Raw genomic sequence first — 22,029 nt, 5'->3', positions numbered from 1 at the left:
CTGGCTCATGGCTGGTAATCCGCTCTCAACACTGGAGAATCTGAATGAACAACCTTGCCCTCGCCCTGGAAGATGTACAAAACAGAGCCGACAAACGACAGATACCCATCAACAAAGTGGGTGTCAAAGGCATTCGTCACCCCGCCCTGGTGAAAGACAGAAGCGGTGGTGAACAGCGCACAATTGCTGACTTCAGCCTCTATGTCAGCCTGCCCCAGCATTTCAAGGGTACGCACATGTCACGCTTTATTGAAATTATCAACGAACATGAAAAAGAGATCACCGTGCGCTCCTTTCACGAAATGCTGTTTGAAATCAACGACCGGCTGGAGGCGGAGACCAGCCATGTAGAGATGCATTTCCCCTACTTTATCGAAAAGTCGGCACCGGTTTCCGGGGTAAAAAGTCTTATGGACTATGACATCAGTTTTATTGGCGAATTGAATAAGAATGAACTCGCTGTAAGTATCAGGGTTGCGGTTCCAGCCACCAGCCTCTGCCCCTGCTCGAAGGGCATTTCGGAATATGGCGCCCACAACCAGCGATCCATGATCACGGTGACTGCGCGTATTGGCGGATTCATCTGGATTGAGGAGCTGATTGAGTTGATCGAGGGAGAAGCTTCCTGCGATCTGTTTTCCGTCCTCAAACGACCCGATGAAAAATATGTCACGGAGAAGGCGTATGACAATCCCAAATTTGTTGAAGATATCGTGCGGGATATTGCAAACCGACTGAACGCCGAGAAACGTATTTCAGCATATAGCGTGGAGTCAGAAAATTTCGAGTCGATACACAATCACTCAGCCTATGCGCTGATAACCAAGGATAAAACCATTTAGATTTCAACAGTGTTAGCGTGCTGCCTTATCAAGGATCAGGAAACTCTAACAGAGTGTAACAGATCATTAAACATCAAAAGCGATCGGAGGTGCCTGGTGTTATCAAACTATCCAGAAGATAGCGTACTCAGAAGACATGCCCTGACAGCAGAAAAAATGAGCCAGTATGAAGCGCTGAAAAGAGCGCCTACAGACTCAACCCTGTTACGACATTACCAACAACTGCATGCGCTGCGGGCGGATATGGACAACGGCACTTCGATAGGCTATTCGGCCAATACCCTAACAGCGGTAACTGCGCCACAATCAGATTACAATGAACCACCACGAAGCGGATTTTTGAGTTTGCTTCGGCGTCTCTTTGGAATCTGATTGAACCTTGGCACTGGCCGTTCACTTTTTTAAAAGAGGTCGGATATGGAGGAATACGTTGTACTGGTAGATGCCCATGACCGGCAAATAGGCGTGGGCGAAAAAATGGCCTCACACCGTGAGGGCCTGAGACACCGGGCATTCTCGGTTATATTACTAAACGGCTCTAACATTCTACTGCAGCGGAGAAGTCGCAAAAAATATCACTCCGCCGGTTTATGGGCGAATGCAGCCTGTGGGCATCCACGACCTGATGAAAGTCTGCCGGCTGCCGCCCATCGAAGATTGGCTGAGGAGATGGGTATCCGCTGCGACCTGACATGGCGGGCTGTGACCCACTATGAAGCCAATGTCGGCGGAGAGATGATTGAGAACGAGATAGTTCATCTCTTTTTTGGCAACTATACCGGCCCGGTAAACCCGGACCCTGACGAAGCGGACGACTGGGGCTGGTATAGACTGGAATCGATTCGCCAGCAGATCAGATCCGCAAACTGTTACAGCTACTGGTTAAGAGAGTATTTCAGGCAACGGCTGATCTGATCCTGCCCCCTATTATCATTCCCATTTAATAAAACGAGAAAACGATGAAGCAGAAGATTTTTAAGGAAAAGTACTCACTGTATGAGATCAGTTATGCTAAAGACGAAATCCGACACAACAGTGTTGATGAAATCATTGCCGATCTGAAGCAGATGATTCAGGATCATCCGGTCATCGCTTATATTGACATCTTTGATCAGTATCAACACACAAAGAAACTGAACGGGGAAATCAACCCGCACATATGTGCGGCCAAGAATATCGTCTTCTGCTTTGGTATGGAACTGCCAACTCCAGAGGTATTGGCAGTGCGGCCACGCAGTATAGGTGTGTGTGAGATGAGTGACAGTTATGTCATTAACTTCATGGAAGCGCCGAATGCCCAGGCGAACCAAACAATGATTGAAATGATCAAATCACTGAAAACCTGAGGATTCACCAGCAATCAGGTCCCTGCTGTTTCAAGAGGGACTTTACTCCCCAGCCTGGACCAATCATCAGGTCCAGACGGACAAGCCTCATCCTGTAGCACATGCCAGCTATCCTGTTCCAGTGATCGGGACGAGTTCCACACCACCAGAATACTGCTTGATGCCATCGCCAGTGCCGCAAATAGCGGATTCAACATGCCCGACAAAGCCAGAGGAATTGCTATGGCATTATACAATAGTGCCCAGCCTATGTTCTGGTGCACCCGGCGACGTACACTGCCCAACAGGTCGAGTGCAATGGTAATGCGATCCAGCCTGTCACCCGGAATAATCAGATCAGCGGCATCGGCTGCCAATGATGTGGGCACACCGAAAGCGATACCCAGGTTCGCTGCCGCCAACGCCGGCCCATCATTACTCCCGTCGCCAATCATGACAACGCCCCCCTCCTCACGCAGCTGCCTGACAATGACTGCCTTGGTTTCAGGGGGTACGCCCGCATGATGCATATCCACGGCGGACTCATACCCATCCGTCCGCTCCGCACCGGTTAGCATGACAACCCGATACTGTTGCCGCAATTCAGCAACAAATTTTTTCCAACCGGGACGAGGCTGGTCACCCGTCACGATAGCGCCTATCGCCATACCTGCCCAGCCAACATAGGACACCACGCCACCTGCGGGTGCACCCTTGACCTGGGCTTGAAGCTGATCCGGAATGGTCCAATTCAACAATCTGAAAAGTGTCTGGCTACCGACCACCACCCGTTTCCCATCAACCAAAGCCTCGGCCCCCTTACCGGGATGAATAACCGGGTTGATTGCCTCATACCTGGCATCCAGTCGCGCGATGGCATTGGCAACCGGGTGTTGTGAAAAGCGTTCAACGGCGGCGGAATACCATTCAACCTCAGGTGGACCGTAAACCGCTGTAACCTGCATTTTTCCCGTCGACAGGGTGCCTGTCTTATCAAGTGCAATGGATTTTATGTGCGCGGATTTTTCGTACGCCGCCGAGCGACCGATGATGATGCCGTGCTTGAGAGCCGTGCTGACGGCAGCAGCGGTAGTCAGCGGTACAGCCAATCCAAATGTGCAGGGGCAGGAGACAATCAGCGTGGCCAACCCGGCCAGCAGGGCTGTACCGGTCGAAGCACCATTCAGCAACAAGCCTGACGTAATTCCGGCCGCCAGGACCAGAACCAGGGGCACGAACACCCGGGCGAATCGGTCGGCCATTCCAAGCAGACCATCCGACGTACTCTGGGCACGCCAGAGAATACGGGTCAATGCCTCCATCTGACTCTCAACTGACTCACCTACCGTCACAGTCAGTTCACCCTCAACCAGGGTTGTCCCACCCAAAACCTCTGCGCCTGCGCCTCGCGTCACCGGATGGGGCTCGCCTGTCATGAGCGACTCATCCAGCGCGCCAACGCCCTGGAATATGGTTCCGTTAACGGGTATGAACTCCCCCTGTGTTACAACAAAGCGGTCACCCGGGTGAAGCGCATCCATACTCTTTTCAACAAAACCCTCATCCTGAATCACCCTTATCTTCGGATTCCAGGCGGAAATTATCCGGGAAAGTTCCGCTGTAGCATCGAGCTTGGCATTTTTTTCAAAGAATCTTCCGGCCGTTACCACAGTCACAATAACTGCGGCGACATCGAAATAGAGATCATGGGATCCGATCCACATCTGATGGATGCTGTACCCGTAGGCGGCCAGTACAGCAATGGCAAGCAGGTTATCCATATTCAAGGCGCCGGCCCTGACCCCGATCCATGCTCCACGCAGTATGGGAAAACCGACGTAGAAGATCAGAACCGTGGTTAGGAGAAACATCACACGTGGCGCCGCATAGAATGCCAGCCAACGCATTGATTCAAGGTCTTCCGCGGGCACCAACCCAAGATTGCTCGGGTAAAAAAATGCCAGATACAGCATCATGACGATAGCAGACAGACTCACCCCCGTGAGCAGCCTGAGAAGTGACAAATCATTGTCTCGCTGCTCGAGAACCTCGGATCTGAAACCCGCCCTGTAACCGGCCTGACTCAACACCCGGGGTAGATCAGACTCATCAATGATATCCGGATCAAAAGTCACCTTGGCGGTGGATGTTGCATAGCAGGCGGTTACATCGAGCACGCCCTTGGCCCGCTCTCCCAGTTTTTTGAGCATGAATTCGCAAGAAGCACAGTGCATCCCTTCGATTCGAAGAAAGGCCTCTTTACCTTCAGGAGGTAAAGCAGGCCCAGCCTCTTCAATCCGTTTATACGAATCCAACACCGCCTCACCGAAGTGTTCGTAGACCGTGCTGCACCCATAGCAACAGAAGACATGGCCATCCTGCTGAACGGGGGGATTGGGTGTTGGCAAACCACACAGTTTGCAATCCATTCGTAATCCTTATCTTCTCACTGTCGAACGCTTAATCCCGGCTTACGACAAAATCAGCACATCGAGTACCGTCCCTATCAATAATAACGAGAGCTGTATCAGTGAAGCAAAGAAGCTCGCCATGGCATTTTTCCTTCCCGCATCCTGAATCATTTTCAGGTTTCGATAGAGAAAATACCCCCCACCACTCACAGCCCCCAGAAGATACAGCCATCCCATACCGTAAAAATAGGGCATTATGGAAATGCCGACCAGGATCAGCGTATTCCCCAGTACGACCTTGGCTGCATACTCGTTGCCCGCTATGGCAGGCAGCATGGGCACGCCGGCGGCGGCATAATCCTTGTTTTGAGCAATCGCCAGGCTCCAGAAATGGGAAGGTGTCCAGAAAAACAGGACCAGTGCCAGCTGTATGGGAACCGGTGTCAGTACCGGATCAACGGCAGCGGCTCCAGCCAGCACGGCAAAACTGCCCGAGGCTCCGCCAATCACAATATTCATCCAGGTACGCCGCTTTAACCAGACGGTGTAGACCACCGCATAAAAAAAGGCGCCGAGAAAAATGTAGAGTGCCGCCATGCCGTTCAGAACAACAGCAGCAATCGCCACGCTCACGAACAGCAACCCATTGATCACCATCAACCAGAATGGCCCCTTGGTTAACACACCAGTCACAAAAGGTCGATTTCTGGTGCGCGCCATCAGTGCATCGAGATCGGTCTCGTAGTACTGATTGAACGCACCGGCACTGGCGGCCGCGACAAGCACGGTGAGCGCCAGAACAATCATTTCAGTCAAAGTGACCGAACGCCCGGGCGTGGCCGCCATCGCCACGAGCGCTGTCAGCATCATGATAAAGCCTATTCTCAGCTTAAATAGATTAACCAGCTGTTTAATCATGCCATCCCACCTCAATCTTCACATCCGACTCTGTTGGCCGGTTGTCGAATATATAGCGTTAAATGTCGAAGCGGGCAGGCTCCGGGAGGTATCTACCTGCCCGCTCGACAAGCGCGGCACACTATTGTGTCGCACCCCTACACCTGGGTAACACGATTAACCTCATGAAATGGATCTCGACCTCATGAAGTTCTGCATGTAGGTGACAAATCCGGCTATCAGGAAAAGACCAAATATCAGGATAGCAATGCCTACCATCATCCAACCATCAGGACCAGCATCCCAATCGGCAAAGCGTCTTGGCATACCCATGGCACCACCTGCCGCAAAAGAGTACAGCAGGCCAACCGCACCAATAAAATAGAGCGTTACAAAACGACTGCCGAGTTTTTTATCCAGCTTTTTGCCGGTGATTACCGGATAGTGGTGATATAGAACACCCATCCACATCAGACACATGGCGATCAGAACCGACATCGCATGACCACCCACCCAGAGGGTACCGTGTACCTGATACGAAACAGCGATATTTCCCGCCACCATGGCATTGACACCATCCAGGATATAGACAACAAAGCCGGCCAGGATAGCCATCAAGCCAGGTTCCGGTTTTATGCCATGTTTCCAGATAGTCGCCAGAATAGTAAAGGTCGAAAGCGCGGCACCAACACCGGTTGCCCAACTCATGAAATTACCGTGATAGGCTAGCGCGGAAGGAAGCCCCGGGTTAGTGGTATAGAAGTGATGGAAGAAGGAGGTAACCGAGGTCACCAACAGTATCCAAAGAGCCAGATTGGCAAGCTTGTCACTGTACAGTTTGCGGGTTCCATCCGCCAGGTAGAGCGGCAATGTGGCGTAAACGGCACTGATCACCATGATGGCCATGGCTTCCATCAGATTGTGTGCAAAAATATAGAACACATACTGAAAAACCACGGGCTCGGAGGCCCAGGCTATCGCCTCCAGCGGAACGATACCATAAAGCGCCAGCAACAAGGCACCTGCAACAATCATCAACGGTGTCCCCGTTACAAGCAGGATCATGACCGACATCACCATGCCGAGCATGCCGGGGTCCTTAAGGGTGCGCGCCGACAGCAACAACTCTTCACGCTGCTTGCCAAAGAAGGACATGCGGATGATCTGTAATGGATAGAGGAAGATAATAGAAGTCAGAACCAGTGCGATACCGGTAAACCCGAGCACCACCATGTTCATGCTCCACGCGCCCATCTGCGCACCCACCAGGGGTAGCGGATACATAACGGTGTAGGTGATTTTCAATCCGCCCAACACCGCCAGGGTTAATAGCACGGCACCGCCATTCATACAGAGGTAAATCAACGTGGTCAGTTTTCCTGACGCCGACTTACCCATACAGCCACCCGACCGGTGCAGACTGATGCCCATCATGAACTGAAACAGGAACGGGAAAGCCAATGCCGCACCATGCAGCGTGATTGCTGAATAGAAGAGATTGGCATCCAATTCCGCCATCTGAATAACCGGCATCAGCGCACCCAGCAGAATCGCCACGATCAACCAGACAAACGATGTCATAATCATCATGGCCGGCCAGGTATTGATATCGGACAGCCCCGTGCTCTCATCGACATCAAACATTTTCCCCAGGATTGGGGTACGTCTTATTGTTGCAGTTAGCATATTAAAATCCTCTTGTACTGTACCTGAACTTAACCGTCGCTTTTTACGACCGTCAGTTCATCTTGCATTCCGTGATGGGCGATTCCGCAATACTCCAGACAGCGCACCTTATATTTACCCGGTTCGGTAAATGTGTAGACGAGTGATGAAGGCTTCTCCAATCCGGGAATCAGCATCATGTTGAAGAGTATTTTTCCATTCGGGTGATAGACGGTAAAACCGTGCATCGTATCGACGCTTTTTACAGAGAAGCGAACGGGCTTTCCAACTTCAAACTGTCGATTGGAAATTTCGTAGCTCCAGGAACGTGCGGTCACATCTACATCCTGAATAACCGCGGCTGTTTTTTCTGTCGCTGCGGTTCTGGACATCGGCATGTAACTGATGCTGTACAGATTCACGATCACAAAAAGCGCGATCGCGCTGACGATCCATACCGTTTCCAGGCGCGTCATTTTCCTCGGATTCGTATTACCCGGTTTTGGGTTAACAAAACACTTCCGATAGACGATATAGGGAAATACAAGCAGGAAAGGAATTTGAAACAGGAGCATTAAGGTAAATGCACCCCAGCCCGTTTGATATAGGAAATCAAGCATATTCTGATACCTCTACAATGATTGGTGGACAACTGAATCTCCCACAGGCCGCTATGCCACCGGAGCTAATGGCTGCTGCTATTGGAGAACAGTACAAATCAAACAAGCCGTCGGTCATCCGGGTTCAGTTGCGAACATCAAAGCTAATGGCATGAAACATACCCTCCTCATGGCGAATGTTATAAATGACTACTGCGTTTCACGGTCTTGCAAACCTGTTGATTCTTGCGCGATCAACTTAAATTATGAATGCCCTTTTTTCAGGTCATCCCTGATAGGCTTTTGCGCAAAACGTCTGGTTACAACGTGAGCAAACCCATCTTAATCGGCAGATAACGCAATTTATATGCCGTCTTTTATGGAACGCCTGGTGCCATTTCCGGCTCACCGACCGAGGCACACACCAAACTGCACTCAAACATCCTGATATATATGGTATTTTTTTTTTGGGGTAATTTGGAAGAAGAAAAATTAAATGTGACTATGTACCGGGTAAGTTGAACAGGAACCTTGACAAATCACCCATCCCATCCCAAATCTGGCACAGGATGTCACTCTGTCTGTAGGTATTCACCAGACCGTTCCCGAGTAGAAAAAATCCGGGAGGGTTACAATCCTGTATCAAGTTATATTCTTATATTCTGCTTTGCCGCCAAGCGATGCACGAAGGCACTGAACAGGCACTGGCAAAGTTCCCCGCCTGGGAGCGCGACGCCGGCAATGGATCAGGGCGCCATCCGGTGGCAAGTCCCGAAATGCTGCTGGTGGACGAGCCGTCCATCGGGCTAGAACCGCGCTATATCGACAGGGTGTTTGAGATCCTCGACGATCTGCAACATCAGGATGGCAAAACTATCGTGCTGGTGGAGCAGAACGCCACCAAGGGTCTTGAGTTTGCCGACATCGGTTATGTGTTGGTCTCCGACAGGTCGCCATGGCCAGTCACGGCGAGGAATTGCTGGAAAATCCCGAGGTGGAGCGGCTGTTTTTGGGGGGATAGGAGCTCATCAAGTATCAATTGGGAAAGCAGAGCGGCATCATCTTGACTGATCGATCTGTTTCGACTTGTGGCGTGAGTAGAAATAGATCACCAGATTCTTTGATCCGAACATGACCGTGACAAAGGCAAGGCCAATCAGAAAACCAATCCAAGGGTGATCTTTCAGCAGATTGATAAACCAAAGCGTGTTGCCCATGACCGTTGCACCATATTCTCCAGATCCATTGTCGGTTAGAATAGCAGTCCGACGTGATTGACCAACATGACAATTCACAACGCCCCACAGATTCTCAGATTAGTACTCAGTCAACAGAACCCATCCGCAGGCAGGTGAAACTGGTGGAACGCAAAATCTTTCTCGGCATACTGACCGCCACCCTGATCGCCCTGGCCGCCGCAATCCTGTTACCGGGCGGGCGCACGGTTGAAGAGAATCCCAGGCTTCCCTGGGATCTGCGGCTGGACAGCCAGGGAAATCTCTCGGTATTCGGCATAGTGCTGGGGAAAAGCAACCTGGGTGAGGCCCGCCAAAGTTTTCAGTCACAGGGTAAGGCCAGCCTCTTTCTGACCCCGGAAAACCGCTATATGGTGGAGGTCTATTTCCAACGCATCTATATCAGCGGTCTGAAGGCCGATGTTGTGCTCAATCTTGAGCTTACCGAGAAGCAGGCGAAAGAGATGTTTGAACGCGGTGAGCGGATCAGCAAGTTGGGCGATGACACCCGCAAGGTGGAGCTTTCCAGTAGCGATATGGAAAGACTGGCGCAGGAAAAGATCGCGTTCATCACCTATATCCCTGCCGCTGATCTGGATGAGGCGTTGATTGCCAGCCGTTTTGGTGACCCCGAACAGAAAATCAAAGAAACGGAATCACCGACCACGCACTGGCTCTATCCAGCTAAGGGACTGGATATCGCCGTCAACCCGGAAGGTAAAGAGGTGTTCCAGTATATCAATCCGGCCAACTTCGACCAGGTACTGAAACCGCTACAAAACTAACCGGGATTCAGTCAGGGAGGTGATGGGCATGCAAGCCTTGCCTACATGGATGTAGGCAAGGAGCGTGAGCAGGAAGCGGTAAGCTTTGCCCATCCTGCCGCCGGTAGGTCGGGTTAGCCAAAGGCGTAACCCGGCATCATTGCCCGACCGCCGCATCAACACTCCTTTTCAACAGATAACTCTTCCTTGATATAGCGCCTGACAAAGCTGTAACCATTCATTGTCGTCACCAGCAGCCAAAACAGGATAATGAACGCCAAGGTCAAGGCAGCGGCCCGCATCTGCGGAAGAAACAGCGCCACCGCCGCTGTCACCAGCATAACCAGCAGTGTGATAACAGCCGCCCGCTGCAACATGCTCTTCAACACCGATTCGGCGGCGCCACGGGTGCCGACCCCTGCCTCTATCAGCGAACGCCTCAGCGAGTCATAGCTGCTCTGCTGTTTCTGCCGTACCCGTCCAAATGGATCATTCATGCTCACTGATGCGACCTGCCCGCTGATTTATAAGATGTAACCCGATTATCCATCACTTAGCCTCTTGTCGATTACCGTGCAGGAGCGGCTATAAAAAGCGCTATTCGCGCATGCGCAGACTGGAGGGTCACCGGGGAATTAATTGCAGCAAATGCCGCTAACCGGCTTTATCCGGGTTATCCTCGGCAGCGTCCTTTGTACCCTCATCGGGTGGTGTGGACCTGGTCTCCGTCAGATCATCGTCCATCAGAATGCGACTGGCTTCGCCCTCGAGGTCCTCGAACTGACCGCTTTTAGCGGCCCAGAAAAACACCACCACTCCCACCAGGCCAAGAATCAGCATGCCGGGAATCAAACCGTAGATCACGTCCATCCGGCTACTCCAATTTCCACATAGTCGCTCATTATTGCCCGCCTTTGAACAGAGTGCGAATGCGCGCTGCGTTACCGATCACCAGCAGTGAACTGATTGGCATTGAGATTGCTGCAACCAGTGGCGTCACAAACGCCGACATTGCCAGCGGCACCATGATCAAATTATACGCTATCGAGATACCGATATTCTGGCGGATGGTACGCAAGGTTCGCCGGGAGAGCGCCGAAGCCAGTCGTACCTTATCCAGTTCACTGCTCATCAGCACGATATCGGCGCTGGCAATCGAAACATCGGTCCCCGAACCCAGCGCAATCCCCACATCCGCCCGCACCAGCGCCGGAGCATCATTCACCCCGTCGCCCACCATCGCCACCCGGTGCTCATTCTTTTGCAGACTGTCAATCACCTGATCCTTTTGCTCCGGGAGCACCTCGGCAATCACCGGCATGCCGCCCAGGCGGGCGGCAATCGCCTCGGCGGTCCGCTGGCGGTCACCGCTGAGCATGGTCAGCTGCATACCCGCAGCCTTGAGATCCGCCACCAGGCCGGCCGCATCCCTTCTCAGCGGATCTTCCACACCCATCAGGGCATACTCAATACCGTTCACCGCGCAGTACAGTGAACCGGTACCGGTCTGATCCAGGTGCGCGGCCAGCGCCTGGAAAGCCGGCTCGGCCGCGACACCGTTGGTCCGCATCCATGCGGCATTGCCAATCACCACAACCACACCTTCCACAATGGCCGAGACACCCTGGCCGGGTCGATTAACAAACTCTTTTACCTGCAACTGCTGCCGCTTCCAGCCGGCTGACTCGGCACAGGCTGTCAGGGCCGCAGCCACCGGATGCTCGGAAAACTGCTCAACCGCCAGCAGTTTTCCCAGCAGTTCCCGGATCTCGTCGTTGACCGGGTCACCGGGACTCCATTGCGAACTTCCGGTCTGGATCACGGTAACCCGCATCGCCCCTTCGGTCAGGGTGCCCGTTTTATCAAACACAAAATGATCAATGGATGAAAATCGTTCCAGTACATCACCGTTTCTGATCAGGATACCGTGGCGTGCACCCAGGCCGGTGGCCACGGCAATGGACATGGGTGTGGCCAGGCCAAAGGCACAGGGGCAGGTAATGATCAGCACGGCCGTCGCCGCCATCAAAGCGGTCTCGAAGTCGCTATTCAGCCACCAGAAGAAAGTGGCCGTTGCCAGACCGATGGTAATGGCAACAAACCAGGGCACGATCCGGTCCGCCACGCACTGGATTGGCGCCTTGCTCGCCTGCGCCTCCTCTACCAGGCGGATGATTCTTCCAAGCGCGCTGTCTTTCAGCAGCCCGGTCACTTCAACCTGCAACGCACCATGTCCATTGATCGTGCCGGCCGAGACGGTCATCTGCGGCGATTTCCGCACCGGGACAGACTCGCCGGTCAACATCGCCTCATCAACCGCGCTTTGGCCCTCCAGTACCACACCGTCCGTCGGAATTCGCTCTCCGGGCCTGATCAGCACCCGGTCTCCCTGCTTGATCGAACGAATCGGTACCACCTTCTCTCCAGTATCCGACAACAGCGTGGCCACTCGCGGCTGCAGGTCCAGCAGACGCTGGGTGGAAGCCACCGCCTGACGTTTGGATATAGCCTCCAGATAGCGTCCAACCAGGATAACAAAAATGAAATTGACCACCGTGTCGTAGTAAACCTCGCCGGTGACCGATCCACTCAGCATCACATAGATCGAGTAGAGGTAGGTGATACCGGCGCCGATCCCAATCGGCACATCCATACCCAGGTGGAGATGCCGGATACCCGACCATGCCCCTTTAAAAAACGGGTAACCCGAATAGAGCAGGGTCGGCGTCGCCAGGGCGAAACCGACCCACTGAAACAGCGTTCGAAATTCACCCTTATCAGCCCCGCTATAGAGCGCGATGGAGATCCAGAGCAGATTCATCATGGTGAATCCGGCAAACCCCATACGATAAAGCAGGTGCCGGTTCTCTCGCTTCAGACGATCCTCTGCCGCATCGGGATCGTAGGGCACTGCGGCGTAACCGATCCGCCCCAGCCGGCGGATAATATCGGATAGTTTCAAGCGACTGTTGTCCCAGACCACATGCAGCCGCCGTCCGGAGAGATTGACCCGCGCCTGCTTGACGCCCGCGAGGCCCAATAGTGAGTGTTCGATCAGCCAGACACAGGCGGCACAGTGGATGCCCTCCACCAGCAGATGGATCTCCCGGGTCTCTCCGAGGGTATCAACAAACTCCTCCTGCACTTCATCCAGGTCATACAGTGCAAGTTCCCTGGGGAGCTCAGGTGGTGGTGCCAGAGCCGTACCGTCGTACATGCGCCGATAAAAGCCGTCAAGACCGGCGGCATAGATCGCTTCACAGACCGATTTGCAGCCGATACAGCAGAAGCTGCAAGATTCGCCTTTAATCGCCGACACCACTTCATTGTCTGGCGACACCGGCAGTGTGCAGTGAAAACACTGTTTCTGACTTTCTGAAACCACCCGAGACCACTCTCCTCCCGCTACGTTACCATCCCATCTACCGAACCAAAAAGCATCGGATAGAGGACAGCAATTTTTCAACTAAAAATGAATAAGCCGGACATTGCGGTCCGGCAGGGAGAATAGGATAACACTGGACGGTGGTCCTGCTGGACGACTGGTGTGACCAGACCATCCAGCGGTAACTGACTTAATTGACGCCCGCGCTGACCCTGTGTGACAGATTATATTCATCATCCCCATGCTTTGCGCTGATAAGGATATCCCACACGCCCAGACTGGGGAAGCTGATATCGGCTTCATAAATACCGGAATCGGTGGCCTCCATGGGTACGGAGAAGTCCAGTTTGGCATTGGCGGGACGGTAAGCGTAAAAAGTGACCGAATCGGGCGACACCGGATAACCATCCTTACCGACAATGCGCACCCCGTAACGGGCCGGCATGGCGACATCCACGCGTTCAGGAGCAATCACCTTCATCTGCCAACCAGGATTTTTAGCCTGACGTTTAAGCATGTTCTTTTCATAGTCCTGACCACGCTCATAATAGTCATCCACGACCAATCCCGGACTGTGGCTGACGGCCAGATAGATCATCACTATGTTGGCGGCAATAAACACCACCAGCAAACCGATCCATCCCTGTACCCAGGGGTTTCGCCAGGGAGATTGTTTATCGGTCATCTCAGTCACGTGAACCTCTTGCTGCAGCGCCCGGTAAATAGACTATCGGGAGGCTGTCTGTTAATTGCTTTCTTCGAAAATTATCGTCTCGACCCTACTTCGGACCGATGAACACACTCTCACGCTTACTACTCAACCGTTTACCGCTGCTATCAGTCGTCTCCGCGTAAAATACCAGTGGCTGTGATTCAACTTTCAGCTTGTCACGCGGGATGCGCACAAACAGGGTGCGGGGTGTCACCATCCCTTTACGTGCCGTCACGGGATCCTCCGCACCTACCAGCACCAGACCCTCGATATCCGGTGCACTAATCGTCACCTGTAAATCTTCAGTCAGTTTATTGAGCACCTTGATGGTGTATTTGTTCTGGATAGAGCCATCACTTTGCAATACATAGAGCGGTTGCCTGGAATGTATTACCTTGATTTCAATGGCATCCAACGTCGCCATGCCGTAACCGATACCGATTACTGACAACAGCAGCACCAAGCTGTAGACCCAGACTCGCGGACGCTTGAGTAGCGGCCGTTCTTCTTTGCCGTTAAGCACATCCAGCGACTCATAGCGGATAAGACCTTTGGGTCGGTCCAGCTTCTCCATCACCGCATCACAGGCATCAATACAGAGGGCGCAGGTAATACAACCCTCCTGCTGACCATGCCGGATGTCCACTCCAGTGGGACAGACCGCCACGCACTGGTTACAGTCGACACAGTCGCCGGTCGTCCGTTGTGCCTCGCTGGACCCTTTCTTCACCCGCCCACGTGGCTCTCCACGATGAAAGTCATAGGTAGGAACAGCCGTTGTGTTATCCACCATCACACCCTGAATACGGGCGTAGGGACAGAGCCAGAAGCAGGTCTGTTCCCGCAGATATCCAGCAAGTCCATAGGTGCCACCAATGAAAAGGAGAATGGTAACAACCGCCGTAATGCCGAGATTGAAGGAAACCAGGTCAGCCCAGAGCTGATAGGCATCCATAAACCAGGCAACAAACGAAATTCCGGTCAGGGCGGAGATGACGATCCATATCAGATGCTTGGTCGCCTTGACCCGCACCTTGGTGAAAGTAAGCGGGCCCTGATCCAGTTTCTTGCGTTTTTGCGGTGAGCCCTCCAGTTTCTCTTCAAACCAGGTGAAGATATCGGTCCAGACCGTCTGGAAACAGAAAAATCCGCACCACACCCGCCCGGCCAGGGCCGTCACCACCGCCAGCAGGATGGCAAAGAAAAGCAGCAGCAGGGAGAGCATCCAGAAATCCTGCGGCAGGATAGTGACGCCTAGCAGATGGAACTGGCGGTTTGGAATATCGAACAGGATTGCCTGGCGGTCATCCCAACGCAGATACGGCACCAGAAAGAACGGCAGCCAGACCAGGCTGGCCAGCCACTTCCAGATGCGCCATTTCCCCGGAATGCGCTTGGCGTGAATCTTCTCTTCACCTGTATTGATCTTCCAGTGACCCGCCTCCGCATACAATTCATCGACTACCGCATCGTGCTTTGATTGTGGATTGACGCTCAACGAAATCACTCCTCTAATAACAGCTGTAGACTGGCACTCATGGGGGATAAATATGCCGTTATGAATCTCAACGTACCGGGCACCAGTTTACTGAAAGGGCGGGCTGAAAAAAATGCGATTTGTCAATAACTAACCTGCATTATATCACCATTAAAAAAGGGGGTTCACCCCCCTTTTTCATACGCCTATGTCAACGAGGGTTTTAGTCCTTGTGGGCCTTTGCATCCTTACTGATTAGCCCCTTCACCTTGAAGCCAAGATAACCAACAATTACTACGCAAATTGCGATTGCCACAAAGGACGCTACAGCGACAGCATCTACATTCATCGTATACCTCCCCAGATACAGACAACCTGAATGTTTTTGCCGCATGGAGATTGAATCTCCATGCAGCAAGGATTAAAACACGTGCTTACTGGCCACCACCGAATTTATACACATATACGGCCAGCTTTTTGATCTCATCTTTTGACAGACGATCTCCAAACTTGGGCATAACCGCCTCCCGGGTCAGGGGGTCGGACGTGTCGTTGACACCGTGCTTGATGGTCTGTTTGACACTGGCCAGTTGATCCGCCTCATTGAAGCGCCAAATCGCGTCAGTCAGGTTAGCTGATCCCAGTGCCTGCATACCTTTGCCATCAGGGCCATGGCAGGCAAAACACGCCTTCTCCATGAACAGGGGTTCCGCCGCCGGGTTTCCAGACATCACTGCAGCAGCCAGTTTATCCAACTCCTCATCGGTCAGCAGATTTGCCTGGGCCGGCATGATACCCATGCGGCCATTGGTAATGGATTGCTCAATGGTTTCCACCGCACCGCCGTATATCCAGTTGTCATCAGCGAGTACCGGATAACCGGGACCACCCTGACCATTGGATCCATGACAGGCTGCACAGTTGTCACCAAACAGCACCTTGGCCGAGGCGACGGTGTAACTGGATAGACCCTCATCCGCCAGAATCTCCTTGGCCGTCATCCCCTGCAGTTTGGTCTCGAACTCCGCGCGAACCATCTGAACCTCATCAAGGCCTTCCTTGTATTCGCCCATCTGGGTCCAGCCCATGATGCCCTTGGTGTAACCGCTGAGCCCGGGAATCATGGGATAGAGAATCGCATAACCGATCACCCAGAGAATGGATGCCCAGAAGGCGATCATCCACCAGCGGGGCGCCGGATTATCGAGTTCCCGCAGATTATCGTCCCAAATATGTCCGGTATTGTTTTCACCCGGAAATGGATTGTTATCCGCCATTTTTATCTCCGTCATTTATCTGTTCATCGTCCATCGGGATATGCTTCTGTTTTTCGAAGTGCTCCCGTTTTTTTGGACGCAAGACATAAACATACAGACCAAGCATTAACAGAAAGATGACCACGGTGAGGATGGTGCCCACCCAATCGTTGGTGGTCATCGCCTGTAAATCGGTCGAAAAATAGTCTTTTAAACTATTCACGATAGACCTTGCTTTCGTCCAGCTTGACCATGGTGCCCAGCACCTGCAGGAACGCGACTACCGCATCCTCTTCGTTCTTGCCCTTCAACAGCTCCGGGGCCGCGTCGATATCGGCTTCTGTGTAAGGAACACCGAGTCGCTGCATACCGCGCATATGGGACTGCATGGTTTCACCATCCAGTTCGGCATGCTGCAGCCAGGGATAATTGGGCATGACCGACTCGGGTACTACTGAACGGGGTGCGCGCAGATGTTTACGGTGCCAGTCGTCGGAGTACTTGCCACCCAGTCTGGCAATATCCGGGCCGGTACGCTTTGACCCCCACTGGAAGGGGTGGTCGTACATCGACTCGGAAGCCAGCGAGTAGTGGCCATAGCGCTCTTTCTCATCACGGAACGGGCGGACCATCTGGGAGTGACAGAGATAGCAGCCTTCACGGATATAGACATCACGACCTGCCAGCTCAAGCGCTGTATAGGGACGCATGCCATCTCCCGGCTGGTGATCGGACAGCGCCTGTTGAGCCTTACGCTGCCAGACAATCTCGGGATGCTTGTTGTGCTCCATGGTGCTGTCCAGATAAAACAGCGGCACGATCTCAACAATACCCCCCACACTGAGCACCAATCCGGTAACGATCACCAATGCCCAGATATTTTTTTCAAGTTTTTCTTGCATAGCCATTTTTCAATACTCCCCTTAGGCAGACGCTGCAACGGTTGCGGAGCGCGCCTGTTGCACTGTGCCCCGGGCATTGGCCTGTAGTACGGTCATAATGACGTTGAACACCATAATTGCCGCACCTGTCAGGAAGACCATGCCGCCAATGGCGCGCATCGCATAGTAGGGATGCATTGACTCAACAGACTCAGCGAAGGTGTAAGCCAGGGTGCCGTACTCATCGTAGGCACGCCACATCAGACCCTGCATGATGCCCGATACCCACATGGCGACGATATAGATCACCGTACCAATGGTTGCAGTCCAGAAGTGGGCATTGATCAGCTTGGTTGACCACATCTGCACATGGAATACATTGACCATCAGATGGTAAATGGCACCAATACCCACCATTGCCACCCAGCCCAATGCACCGGAGTGTACGTGACCAACCGTCCAGTCGGTGTAGTGAGAGAGTGCGTTAACCGTCTTGATCGACATCACCGGCCCTTCAAAGGTGGACATGGCGTAGAAGGCCAGGGACATGATCAGGAAGCGGAGCACATAGTCGGTACGCAGTTTGTCCCAGGCACCCGAGAGGGTCATCATGCCGTTCACCGCGCCGCCCCAGGAGGGGATGATCATGGCCAGGGAGATGGCCGCGCCCAGTGAACCGGTCCAGTCAGGCAGCGCGGTATACTGCAGGTGATGCGCACCCAGCCAGACATAACCGAACATCAGCGCCCAGAAGTGGATGACCGACAGGCGATAGGAGTAAACGGGACGCCCTGCCTGCTTTGGAACGAAGTAATACATAATGCCGAGGAAACCGGCGGTCAGATAGAAGCCGACCGCGTTATGTCCCCACCACCACTGGATCATGGCGTCCTGCACACCCGAGAATATGGAGTAGGACTTGAACATGCCGACCGGAATGGCCAGGCTGTTAACCACATGCAGGTAAGTGATCATGATCATCATGCCGAGGAAGAACCAGTTCGACACATAGATGTGCGAGCTCTTGCGATTCGCGATGGTCATGATGAAGTTAATGGTGTAGGAGAGCCACACCACCGCAATGGCGATATCAATCGGCCACTCCAGCTCGGCATACTCCTTACTCTGGGTGATGCCCAGCGGCAGGGTGATCACGGCGGAAAGAATAATCAGGTTCCAGCCGATGAAGGTGAACCAGGCCAGCTTGTTGCTCCATAGACGGACACCGCAGGTGCGTTGTACCGAATAGAAGGCCGTGGCCATGAGGATGCAGCCGCCAAAGGCAAAAATCACTGCGTTGGTATGCAACGGACGCAAACGTCCGAAGGTGATGTACGGCAGATCAAAATTCAGCACCGGCCAAGCCAACTCCGAGGCGATATATACCCCGACGAGAGCGCCTACCAACAAGTAGACTGCAGCCATGACGGTGAACCAGCGTACAACACCCAGGTCGTACTTCTGTTCAGCTACGGCGTCCATGAACCCCCCTTATTTACAAAGTTAAAAAAGAATTACCAGATTCTGATATTCAAACCAGACAATTCATCTGGTTATTTGCAAAAATTGGGGCTATGAGACACCCACCTGTGATATTTGTCAAGCTCCAATCTGCGCTTTATCAGTATTTTGCAAGCTCTAAGTTACTGTTTAAAAACACATTTATAGACCATATACGGGAAATGACCTATATCAATCAAACAGCATATTATTTCAGCATGATATTAAATCCTGGTTATGTACATAAAAACGGCGTTCCTGGCCGAAAAGGCAATAAATGCCTCAGGTTCAGTTGTCCGGGAGCGAACTCGACTTGATACGCCAGCACCTCCACACCGGCCTCCACCTCCTCCACCAGGGCTTCGGCATAGGCCGGGTCGATATCCCAGGCCGGTTCAACCCGCTGAATACCGCTATGGGCCACATTAAAAAACAGCACCCCCCTGCCCCCTCCCTTCACCACAGCCGTCAATTCCCGGAGATGTTTCCGTCCCCGGTCGGTAACGGCATCCGGAAAAGTGCCGAGACCGTCGCCAATTCGCAACGTCACATTCTTCACCTCGACAAAACAGTCCGGCAAGCCAGGCTCGGTCAGCAGCAGATCGATGCGACTCCCCTCATTACCGTAGGGGCGTTCGCTCTGAATCGTGGAGTAGCCATTGAGTGCTTCAATGCGCTCCGCAATGATGGCCTCCCGGACCAGATCATTGGCCCGGGCGGTGTTGATACAAGCCAGATAGCGACCCTCGACCTCTACCAGTTCCCAGCGGTATCTCAACTTGCGTTTCGGGGAGTTGACATCCTGTAACCAGACCCGGCTGCCTGGCTCGGCGCAATTTTTCATCGAGCCGGTATTGGGACAGTGTGCGATCACCTCGGAACCGTCAGTAAGCCGCACATCGGCCAGAAAGCGCTTGTAGCGCCTGATCAGTCGACCCTCCAGCAGGTCGGGAAGCTTCATTGCCCACTCTCGCTGGAATTTGCCCGGTAATTTGATGGTGGAAACATCATCAGCTCTCCGTTTCGGATCTGCAGCGATTTATTCATCGCCTGGAGGGGGCTCGACGTGACCATAGGGAAAGGAAGCCTTGCGAGCATCTCCACCAAGAGGCGCAGTACCACAGCTCTGCCCTATTGTTTAATGATATTAATTTGGCTTGGAGCATCGCCCCGTAGGAGCGGCTTTTGCCGCCCCTACAGAAGCGACGTTCCTCGCTTCTGGCTATTGGCATAGCCCACATCGGTTACAGCGTCTCGGCATGCTCAGCCAGATACTCCGCCACGCCTTCGGTGGAACCCTTCATACCGGCTTCACCCTGCTTCCAGCCTGCCGGACACACCTCACCATGCTCTTCAGTGAACTGCAGGGCATCCACCATCCGCAGCATTTCATCAATGTTGCGGCCCAGCGGCAGATTATTGACCACCTGGTGCTGCACCACACCCTCCCTGTCAATCAGGAACGAACCACGCAGGGCAATACCTGGCCCAGTATTCAGATCGTAAGCGTTGGTGATCTCCTTGGAGATATCTGCCACCAGTGGATACTGGACATTGCCGATCCCGCCGTTGTTGACCGGGGTATTCTTCCACGCCAGATGGGAGAAGTGGGAATCGATGGAGACACCGATCACCTCAACATTACGTTTCTTGAACTCCTCCAGCCGATGGTTGAAGGCAATCAGCTCGGACGGGCAGACAAAGGTGAAGTCCAGCGGGTAGAAGAACAACACCACGTACTTGCCCTGGTAACTGGACAGGGTGAGGTCCGCAAAGGAGTTGTCCGGCATCACGGCCTGGGCGGTAAAGTCAGGGGCTTGTTTTGCGACGAGTACACTCATTGTAGCTTTCTCCAGATATTGGTTGGTTTTTTTAAATCGCGGATAAATTGACGAGCAGCACGCTCGGCGTACCGCACATAATTAACGGGTGATCAGGCGATAGTCACTTCAACCGGGTTACTCTCCCACAGGCCATGCTTGGTGCAGTAGGCCATGGCGCTCAGTTTCAGTTTGCCGCCTGAAGGTACTACATTGAAAGTGACCTCGGCATTGCCTTTGGCCCCTTCACCACCCAGGGTACCGGGCGGAAAGCTGGCTTCGGCCAACAGTGTCTGGCCGTTGTAGAGCTGCACCGAGCGGATATAGTGGTCGTGATCATCCGGGTGGGCGTATTCGTTGCCCATGCGAACGGTCACCTTGAACAGTTCACCCTTGACGGCACTATCGGCACAGTGAATGAAGGGCGAGTGACGATCAATATAGTCCTTCTTCGCCTCCTTCTCTACCTGATCAATGTCGATATAACGATTAACTACTGGCATGGATTTTTTCCTCTTGAGTCCACTTTTTTAGCTTCTATGGGCAGATGAAATATCTCTTTCACCATCAATTATGTTGTTATTTTGACAATCCACTTGCCTTCTGTCAATAAAAAAAACAAAATAACAACACAAATGTTTTCATATTGTCTTTATGGACAATGAGGTCTATTCCATGATCACCAATCTGGTCGGAAATCGTATCCGGGAGATGCGCGCCAGGCGCAAAATCACCCAGCAGCAGTTGGCAGACAGCGCCAGTATTCCCCGCGCCACCCTGGCGACCATCGAGAAGGATGAATCGAACCCGAGCCTGGCCGCCGTCTACAAGATCGCCGTGGCACTCAACTGCACCATCGATGACCTGCTGGAGAAGCAGCATAACCGGGTGGAGGTGATCCGCCGTGAAAACATGGGGCGGAGCGAGTCGGGCGACGGCAACTATCGGGCAACCACCGTCTCTCCCCTGGGCAACCCGGCCTACAGCCAGCAGACATTTACCCTGGCACCCGCATCCACCTATGTCGGCAAACCTCACCCGCCGGGAAGCGAGGAGTATCTCTATATTCTTGATGGTGAACTCACCCTGGAAGTGGCCGGAGAGCAGATACCACTGACAGAGGGCGACAGCGCCCATTTTCGGGGCAACATCAATCACAGCTACCACAACACCGGTAACATGGCCGCCAGGGGCATGGTGACGATTATCGAAGTCCCGGAACTGAATGAGCACTGACTGAAGAACAATTAAGTTTTAACC

General features: G+C 53.1%; 24 protein-coding genes. 7 read left to right on the top strand and 17 right to left on the bottom strand.

Annotated elements, in window-relative coordinates:
* Nucleotides 1–44: 44 nt before the first annotated feature.
* The 4 genes from folE2 to A3GO_RS0108135 all read left to right on the top strand — a co-directional run bounded on the left by folE2 (nucleotide 45) and on the right by A3GO_RS0108135 (nucleotide 2,188).
* A complete protein-coding gene (gene folE2 / locus A3GO_RS0108145; protein WP_029132981.1) occupies nucleotides 45–842 on the top strand; it encodes a GTP cyclohydrolase FolE2 in 798 nt (265 codons plus the stop codon).
* Between the two features lie 96 nt (nucleotides 843–938).
* Nucleotides 939–1,214 carry a hypothetical protein gene (locus A3GO_RS26085; RefSeq protein WP_157606758.1) on the top strand — a complete coding sequence of 92 codons (276 nt, stop codon included), beginning with the start codon at nucleotides 939–941 and terminating at the stop codon, nucleotides 1,212–1,214.
* A 45-nt stretch (nucleotides 1,215–1,259) separates the two neighbouring features.
* Nucleotides 1,260–1,757, top strand: a complete 498-nt coding sequence (idi, locus tag A3GO_RS0108140) for an isopentenyl-diphosphate Delta-isomerase (protein WP_029132980.1) — start codon at nucleotides 1,260–1,262, stop codon at nucleotides 1,755–1,757.
* A gap of 44 nt (nucleotides 1,758–1,801) precedes the next feature.
* Nucleotides 1,802–2,188 carry a DUF6858 family protein gene (locus A3GO_RS0108135; RefSeq protein WP_029132979.1) on the top strand — a complete coding sequence of 129 codons (387 nt, stop codon included), beginning with the start codon at nucleotides 1,802–1,804 and terminating at the stop codon, nucleotides 2,186–2,188.
* 14 nt (nucleotides 2,189–2,202) lie between these two features.
* On the opposite strand, the gene A3GO_RS23105 is transcribed toward A3GO_RS0108135, so the two are convergent.
* The 4 genes from A3GO_RS23105 to A3GO_RS23100 all read right to left on the bottom strand — a co-directional run bounded on the left by A3GO_RS23105 (nucleotide 2,203) and on the right by A3GO_RS23100 (nucleotide 7,760).
* The gene (locus tag A3GO_RS23105; protein ID WP_084609918.1) at nucleotides 2,203–4,596 is read right to left on the bottom strand and encodes a heavy metal translocating P-type ATPase; all 2,394 of its coding nucleotides are present in this window, start codon (nucleotides 4,594–4,596) and stop codon (nucleotides 2,203–2,205) included.
* Nucleotides 4,597–4,638: 42 nt separating this feature from the next.
* On the bottom strand, nucleotides 4,639–5,496 hold the full coding sequence (cyoE, locus tag A3GO_RS0108125; RefSeq protein WP_037374947.1) for a heme o synthase: 858 nt from the start codon (nucleotides 5,494–5,496) through the stop codon (nucleotides 4,639–4,641).
* Between the two features lie 162 nt (nucleotides 5,497–5,658).
* Nucleotides 5,659–7,161, bottom strand: a complete 1,503-nt coding sequence (locus A3GO_RS0108120; RefSeq protein ID WP_084609916.1) for a cbb3-type cytochrome c oxidase subunit I — start codon at nucleotides 7,159–7,161, stop codon at nucleotides 5,659–5,661.
* Between the two features lie 29 nt (nucleotides 7,162–7,190).
* Entirely contained in the window at nucleotides 7,191–7,760 is a 570-nt protein-coding gene (locus tag A3GO_RS23100; RefSeq protein WP_157606757.1) for a cupredoxin domain-containing protein, read from the bottom strand.
* A gap of 659 nt (nucleotides 7,761–8,419) precedes the next feature.
* Here A3GO_RS23100 and A3GO_RS26755 point away from each other — a divergent pair.
* On the top strand, nucleotides 8,420–8,806 hold the full coding sequence (locus A3GO_RS26755) for a P-loop NTPase family protein (protein ID WP_029132976.1): 387 nt from the start codon (nucleotides 8,420–8,422) through the stop codon (nucleotides 8,804–8,806).
* Here A3GO_RS26755 and A3GO_RS26080 read toward each other — a convergent pair.
* Nucleotides 8,798–8,956, bottom strand: a complete 159-nt coding sequence (locus tag A3GO_RS26080) for a hypothetical protein (protein ID WP_157606756.1) — start codon at nucleotides 8,954–8,956, stop codon at nucleotides 8,798–8,800. The genes A3GO_RS26755 and A3GO_RS26080 overlap by 9 nt on opposite strands.
* Nucleotides 8,957–9,099: 143 nt before the next feature.
* Between A3GO_RS26080 and A3GO_RS0108100 the strand changes: the two genes are divergently transcribed.
* Entirely contained in the window at nucleotides 9,100–9,759 is a 660-nt protein-coding gene (locus tag A3GO_RS0108100; protein WP_029132975.1) for a hypothetical protein, read from the top strand.
* 155 nt (nucleotides 9,760–9,914) lie between these two features.
* Here the strand turns inward: A3GO_RS0108100 and A3GO_RS0108095 are convergent, their stop codons facing one another.
* The 12 genes from A3GO_RS0108095 to A3GO_RS0108035 form a co-directional block, all read right to left on the bottom strand.
* The gene (locus tag A3GO_RS0108095) at nucleotides 9,915–10,235 is read right to left on the bottom strand and encodes a hypothetical protein (RefSeq protein ID WP_029132974.1); all 321 of its coding nucleotides are present in this window, start codon (nucleotides 10,233–10,235) and stop codon (nucleotides 9,915–9,917) included.
* Nucleotides 10,236–10,392: 157 nt separating this feature from the next.
* On the bottom strand, nucleotides 10,393–10,608 hold the full coding sequence (ccoS, locus tag A3GO_RS0108090) for a cbb3-type cytochrome oxidase assembly protein CcoS (RefSeq protein WP_029132973.1): 216 nt from the start codon (nucleotides 10,606–10,608) through the stop codon (nucleotides 10,393–10,395).
* A gap of 31 nt (nucleotides 10,609–10,639) precedes the next feature.
* On the bottom strand, nucleotides 10,640–13,123 hold the full coding sequence (locus A3GO_RS23095; protein ID WP_037374946.1) for a heavy metal translocating P-type ATPase: 2,484 nt from the start codon (nucleotides 13,121–13,123) through the stop codon (nucleotides 10,640–10,642).
* A gap of 190 nt (nucleotides 13,124–13,313) precedes the next feature.
* Entirely contained in the window at nucleotides 13,314–13,808 is a 495-nt protein-coding gene (locus A3GO_RS0108080; RefSeq protein WP_037374945.1) for a FixH family protein, read from the bottom strand.
* Between the two features lie 94 nt (nucleotides 13,809–13,902).
* Entirely contained in the window at nucleotides 13,903–15,333 is a 1,431-nt protein-coding gene (ccoG, locus tag A3GO_RS0108075) for a cytochrome c oxidase accessory protein CcoG (RefSeq protein WP_029132971.1), read from the bottom strand.
* Nucleotides 15,334–15,746: 413 nt separating this feature from the next.
* Entirely contained in the window at nucleotides 15,747–16,604 is an 858-nt protein-coding gene (ccoP, locus tag A3GO_RS0108065) for a cytochrome-c oxidase, cbb3-type subunit III (RefSeq protein ID WP_335340020.1), read from the bottom strand.
* Nucleotides 16,579–16,791: a cbb3-type cytochrome c oxidase subunit 3 gene (locus A3GO_RS0108060; RefSeq protein ID WP_029132969.1), complete on the bottom strand. Its 213-nt coding sequence runs from the start codon at nucleotides 16,789–16,791 to the stop codon at nucleotides 16,579–16,581. The genes ccoP and A3GO_RS0108060 overlap by 26 nt, the downstream gene beginning before the upstream one ends.
* Complete coding sequence (gene ccoO / locus A3GO_RS0108055; RefSeq protein ID WP_029132968.1) at nucleotides 16,784–17,476, bottom strand: cytochrome-c oxidase, cbb3-type subunit II; 693 nt, start codon at nucleotides 17,474–17,476, stop codon at nucleotides 16,784–16,786. Before ccoO ends, A3GO_RS0108060 begins: the two co-directional genes overlap by 8 nt.
* Nucleotides 17,477–17,491: 15 nt before the next feature.
* The gene (gene ccoN / locus A3GO_RS0108050) at nucleotides 17,492–18,931 is read right to left on the bottom strand and encodes a cytochrome-c oxidase, cbb3-type subunit I (RefSeq protein WP_029132967.1); all 1,440 of its coding nucleotides are present in this window, start codon (nucleotides 18,929–18,931) and stop codon (nucleotides 17,492–17,494) included.
* A gap of 253 nt (nucleotides 18,932–19,184) precedes the next feature.
* Nucleotides 19,185–19,910 carry a DNA/RNA nuclease SfsA gene (sfsA, locus tag A3GO_RS23090; protein WP_037374944.1) on the bottom strand — a complete coding sequence of 242 codons (726 nt, stop codon included), beginning with the start codon at nucleotides 19,908–19,910 and terminating at the stop codon, nucleotides 19,185–19,187.
* Between the two features lie 283 nt (nucleotides 19,911–20,193).
* Nucleotides 20,194–20,790 carry a peroxiredoxin gene (locus A3GO_RS0108040; protein ID WP_029132966.1) on the bottom strand — a complete coding sequence of 199 codons (597 nt, stop codon included), beginning with the start codon at nucleotides 20,788–20,790 and terminating at the stop codon, nucleotides 20,194–20,196.
* Between the two features lie 92 nt (nucleotides 20,791–20,882).
* Nucleotides 20,883–21,272, bottom strand: coding sequence for a class II SORL domain-containing protein (locus A3GO_RS0108035; RefSeq protein ID WP_029132965.1), 390 nt, complete (start codon nucleotides 21,270–21,272; stop codon nucleotides 20,883–20,885).
* A 172-nt stretch (nucleotides 21,273–21,444) separates the two neighbouring features.
* Here A3GO_RS0108035 and A3GO_RS25295 point away from each other — a divergent pair, with 172 nt between their 5' ends.
* Nucleotides 21,445–22,005 (top strand): XRE family transcriptional regulator, encoded by a 561-nt coding sequence (locus tag A3GO_RS25295; RefSeq protein ID WP_169720386.1) that lies wholly within the window; start codon nucleotides 21,445–21,447, stop codon nucleotides 22,003–22,005.
* Nucleotides 22,006–22,029 lie beyond the last annotated feature (24 nt).

This window comes from Sedimenticola selenatireducens DSM 17993 (assembly GCF_000428045.1).
GTDB lineage: Bacteria > Pseudomonadota > Gammaproteobacteria > Chromatiales > Chromatiaceae > Sedimenticola > Sedimenticola selenatireducens.
This window is presented reverse-complemented; position numbering and strand designations above follow the sequence as displayed.

What these genes read in the sequence shown, in the direction of transcription:
- folE2 (WP_029132981.1), top strand. Translation starts at nt 45, where the DNA reads ATGAACAACCTTGCCCTCGCCCTGGAAGATGTACAAAACAGAGCCGAC.
- A3GO_RS23105 (WP_084609918.1), bottom strand. Translation starts at nt 4,596, where the DNA reads ATGGATTGCAAACTGTGTGGTTTGCCAACACCCAATCCCCCCGTTCAG.
- ccoN (WP_029132967.1), bottom strand. Translation starts at nt 18,931, where the DNA reads ATGGACGCCGTAGCTGAACAGAAGTACGACCTGGGTGTTGTACGCTGG.
- ccoO (WP_029132968.1), bottom strand. Translation starts at nt 17,476, where the DNA reads ATGGCTATGCAAGAAAAACTTGAAAAAAATATCTGGGCATTGGTGATC.
- A3GO_RS0108080 (WP_037374945.1), bottom strand. Translation starts at nt 13,808, where the DNA reads ATGACCGATAAACAATCTCCCTGGCGAAACCCCTGGGTACAGGGATGG.
- A3GO_RS0108035 (WP_029132965.1), bottom strand. Translation starts at nt 21,272, where the DNA reads ATGCCAGTAGTTAATCGTTATATCGACATTGATCAGGTAGAGAAGGAG.
- ccoP (WP_335340020.1), bottom strand. Translation starts at nt 16,604, where the DNA reads ATGACGGAGATAAAAATGGCGGATAACAATCCATTTCCGGGTGAAAAC.
- A3GO_RS23100 (WP_157606757.1), bottom strand. Translation starts at nt 7,760, where the DNA reads ATGCTTGATTTCCTATATCAAACGGGCTGGGGTGCATTTACCTTAATG.
- A3GO_RS0108095 (WP_029132974.1), bottom strand. Translation starts at nt 10,235, where the DNA reads ATGAATGATCCATTTGGACGGGTACGGCAGAAACAGCAGAGCAGCTAT.
- sfsA (WP_037374944.1), bottom strand. Translation starts at nt 19,910, where the DNA reads ATGAAGCTTCCCGACCTGCTGGAGGGTCGACTGATCAGGCGCTACAAG.
- A3GO_RS0108040 (WP_029132966.1), bottom strand. Translation starts at nt 20,790, where the DNA reads ATGAGTGTACTCGTCGCAAAACAAGCCCCTGACTTTACCGCCCAGGCC.
- A3GO_RS25295 (WP_169720386.1), top strand. Translation starts at nt 21,445, where the DNA reads ATGATCACCAATCTGGTCGGAAATCGTATCCGGGAGATGCGCGCCAGG.
- cyoE (WP_037374947.1), bottom strand. Translation starts at nt 5,496, where the DNA reads ATGATTAAACAGCTGGTTAATCTATTTAAGCTGAGAATAGGCTTTATC.
- ccoS (WP_029132973.1), bottom strand. Translation starts at nt 10,608, where the DNA reads ATGGACGTGATCTACGGTTTGATTCCCGGCATGCTGATTCTTGGCCTG.
- A3GO_RS26080 (WP_157606756.1), bottom strand. Translation starts at nt 8,956, where the DNA reads ATGGGCAACACGCTTTGGTTTATCAATCTGCTGAAAGATCACCCTTGG.
- A3GO_RS0108135 (WP_029132979.1), top strand. Translation starts at nt 1,802, where the DNA reads ATGAAGCAGAAGATTTTTAAGGAAAAGTACTCACTGTATGAGATCAGT.
- A3GO_RS26755 (WP_029132976.1), top strand. Translation starts at nt 8,420, where the DNA reads ATGCACGAAGGCACTGAACAGGCACTGGCAAAGTTCCCCGCCTGGGAG.
- idi (WP_029132980.1), top strand. Translation starts at nt 1,260, where the DNA reads ATGGAGGAATACGTTGTACTGGTAGATGCCCATGACCGGCAAATAGGC.
- A3GO_RS0108120 (WP_084609916.1), bottom strand. Translation starts at nt 7,161, where the DNA reads ATGCTAACTGCAACAATAAGACGTACCCCAATCCTGGGGAAAATGTTT.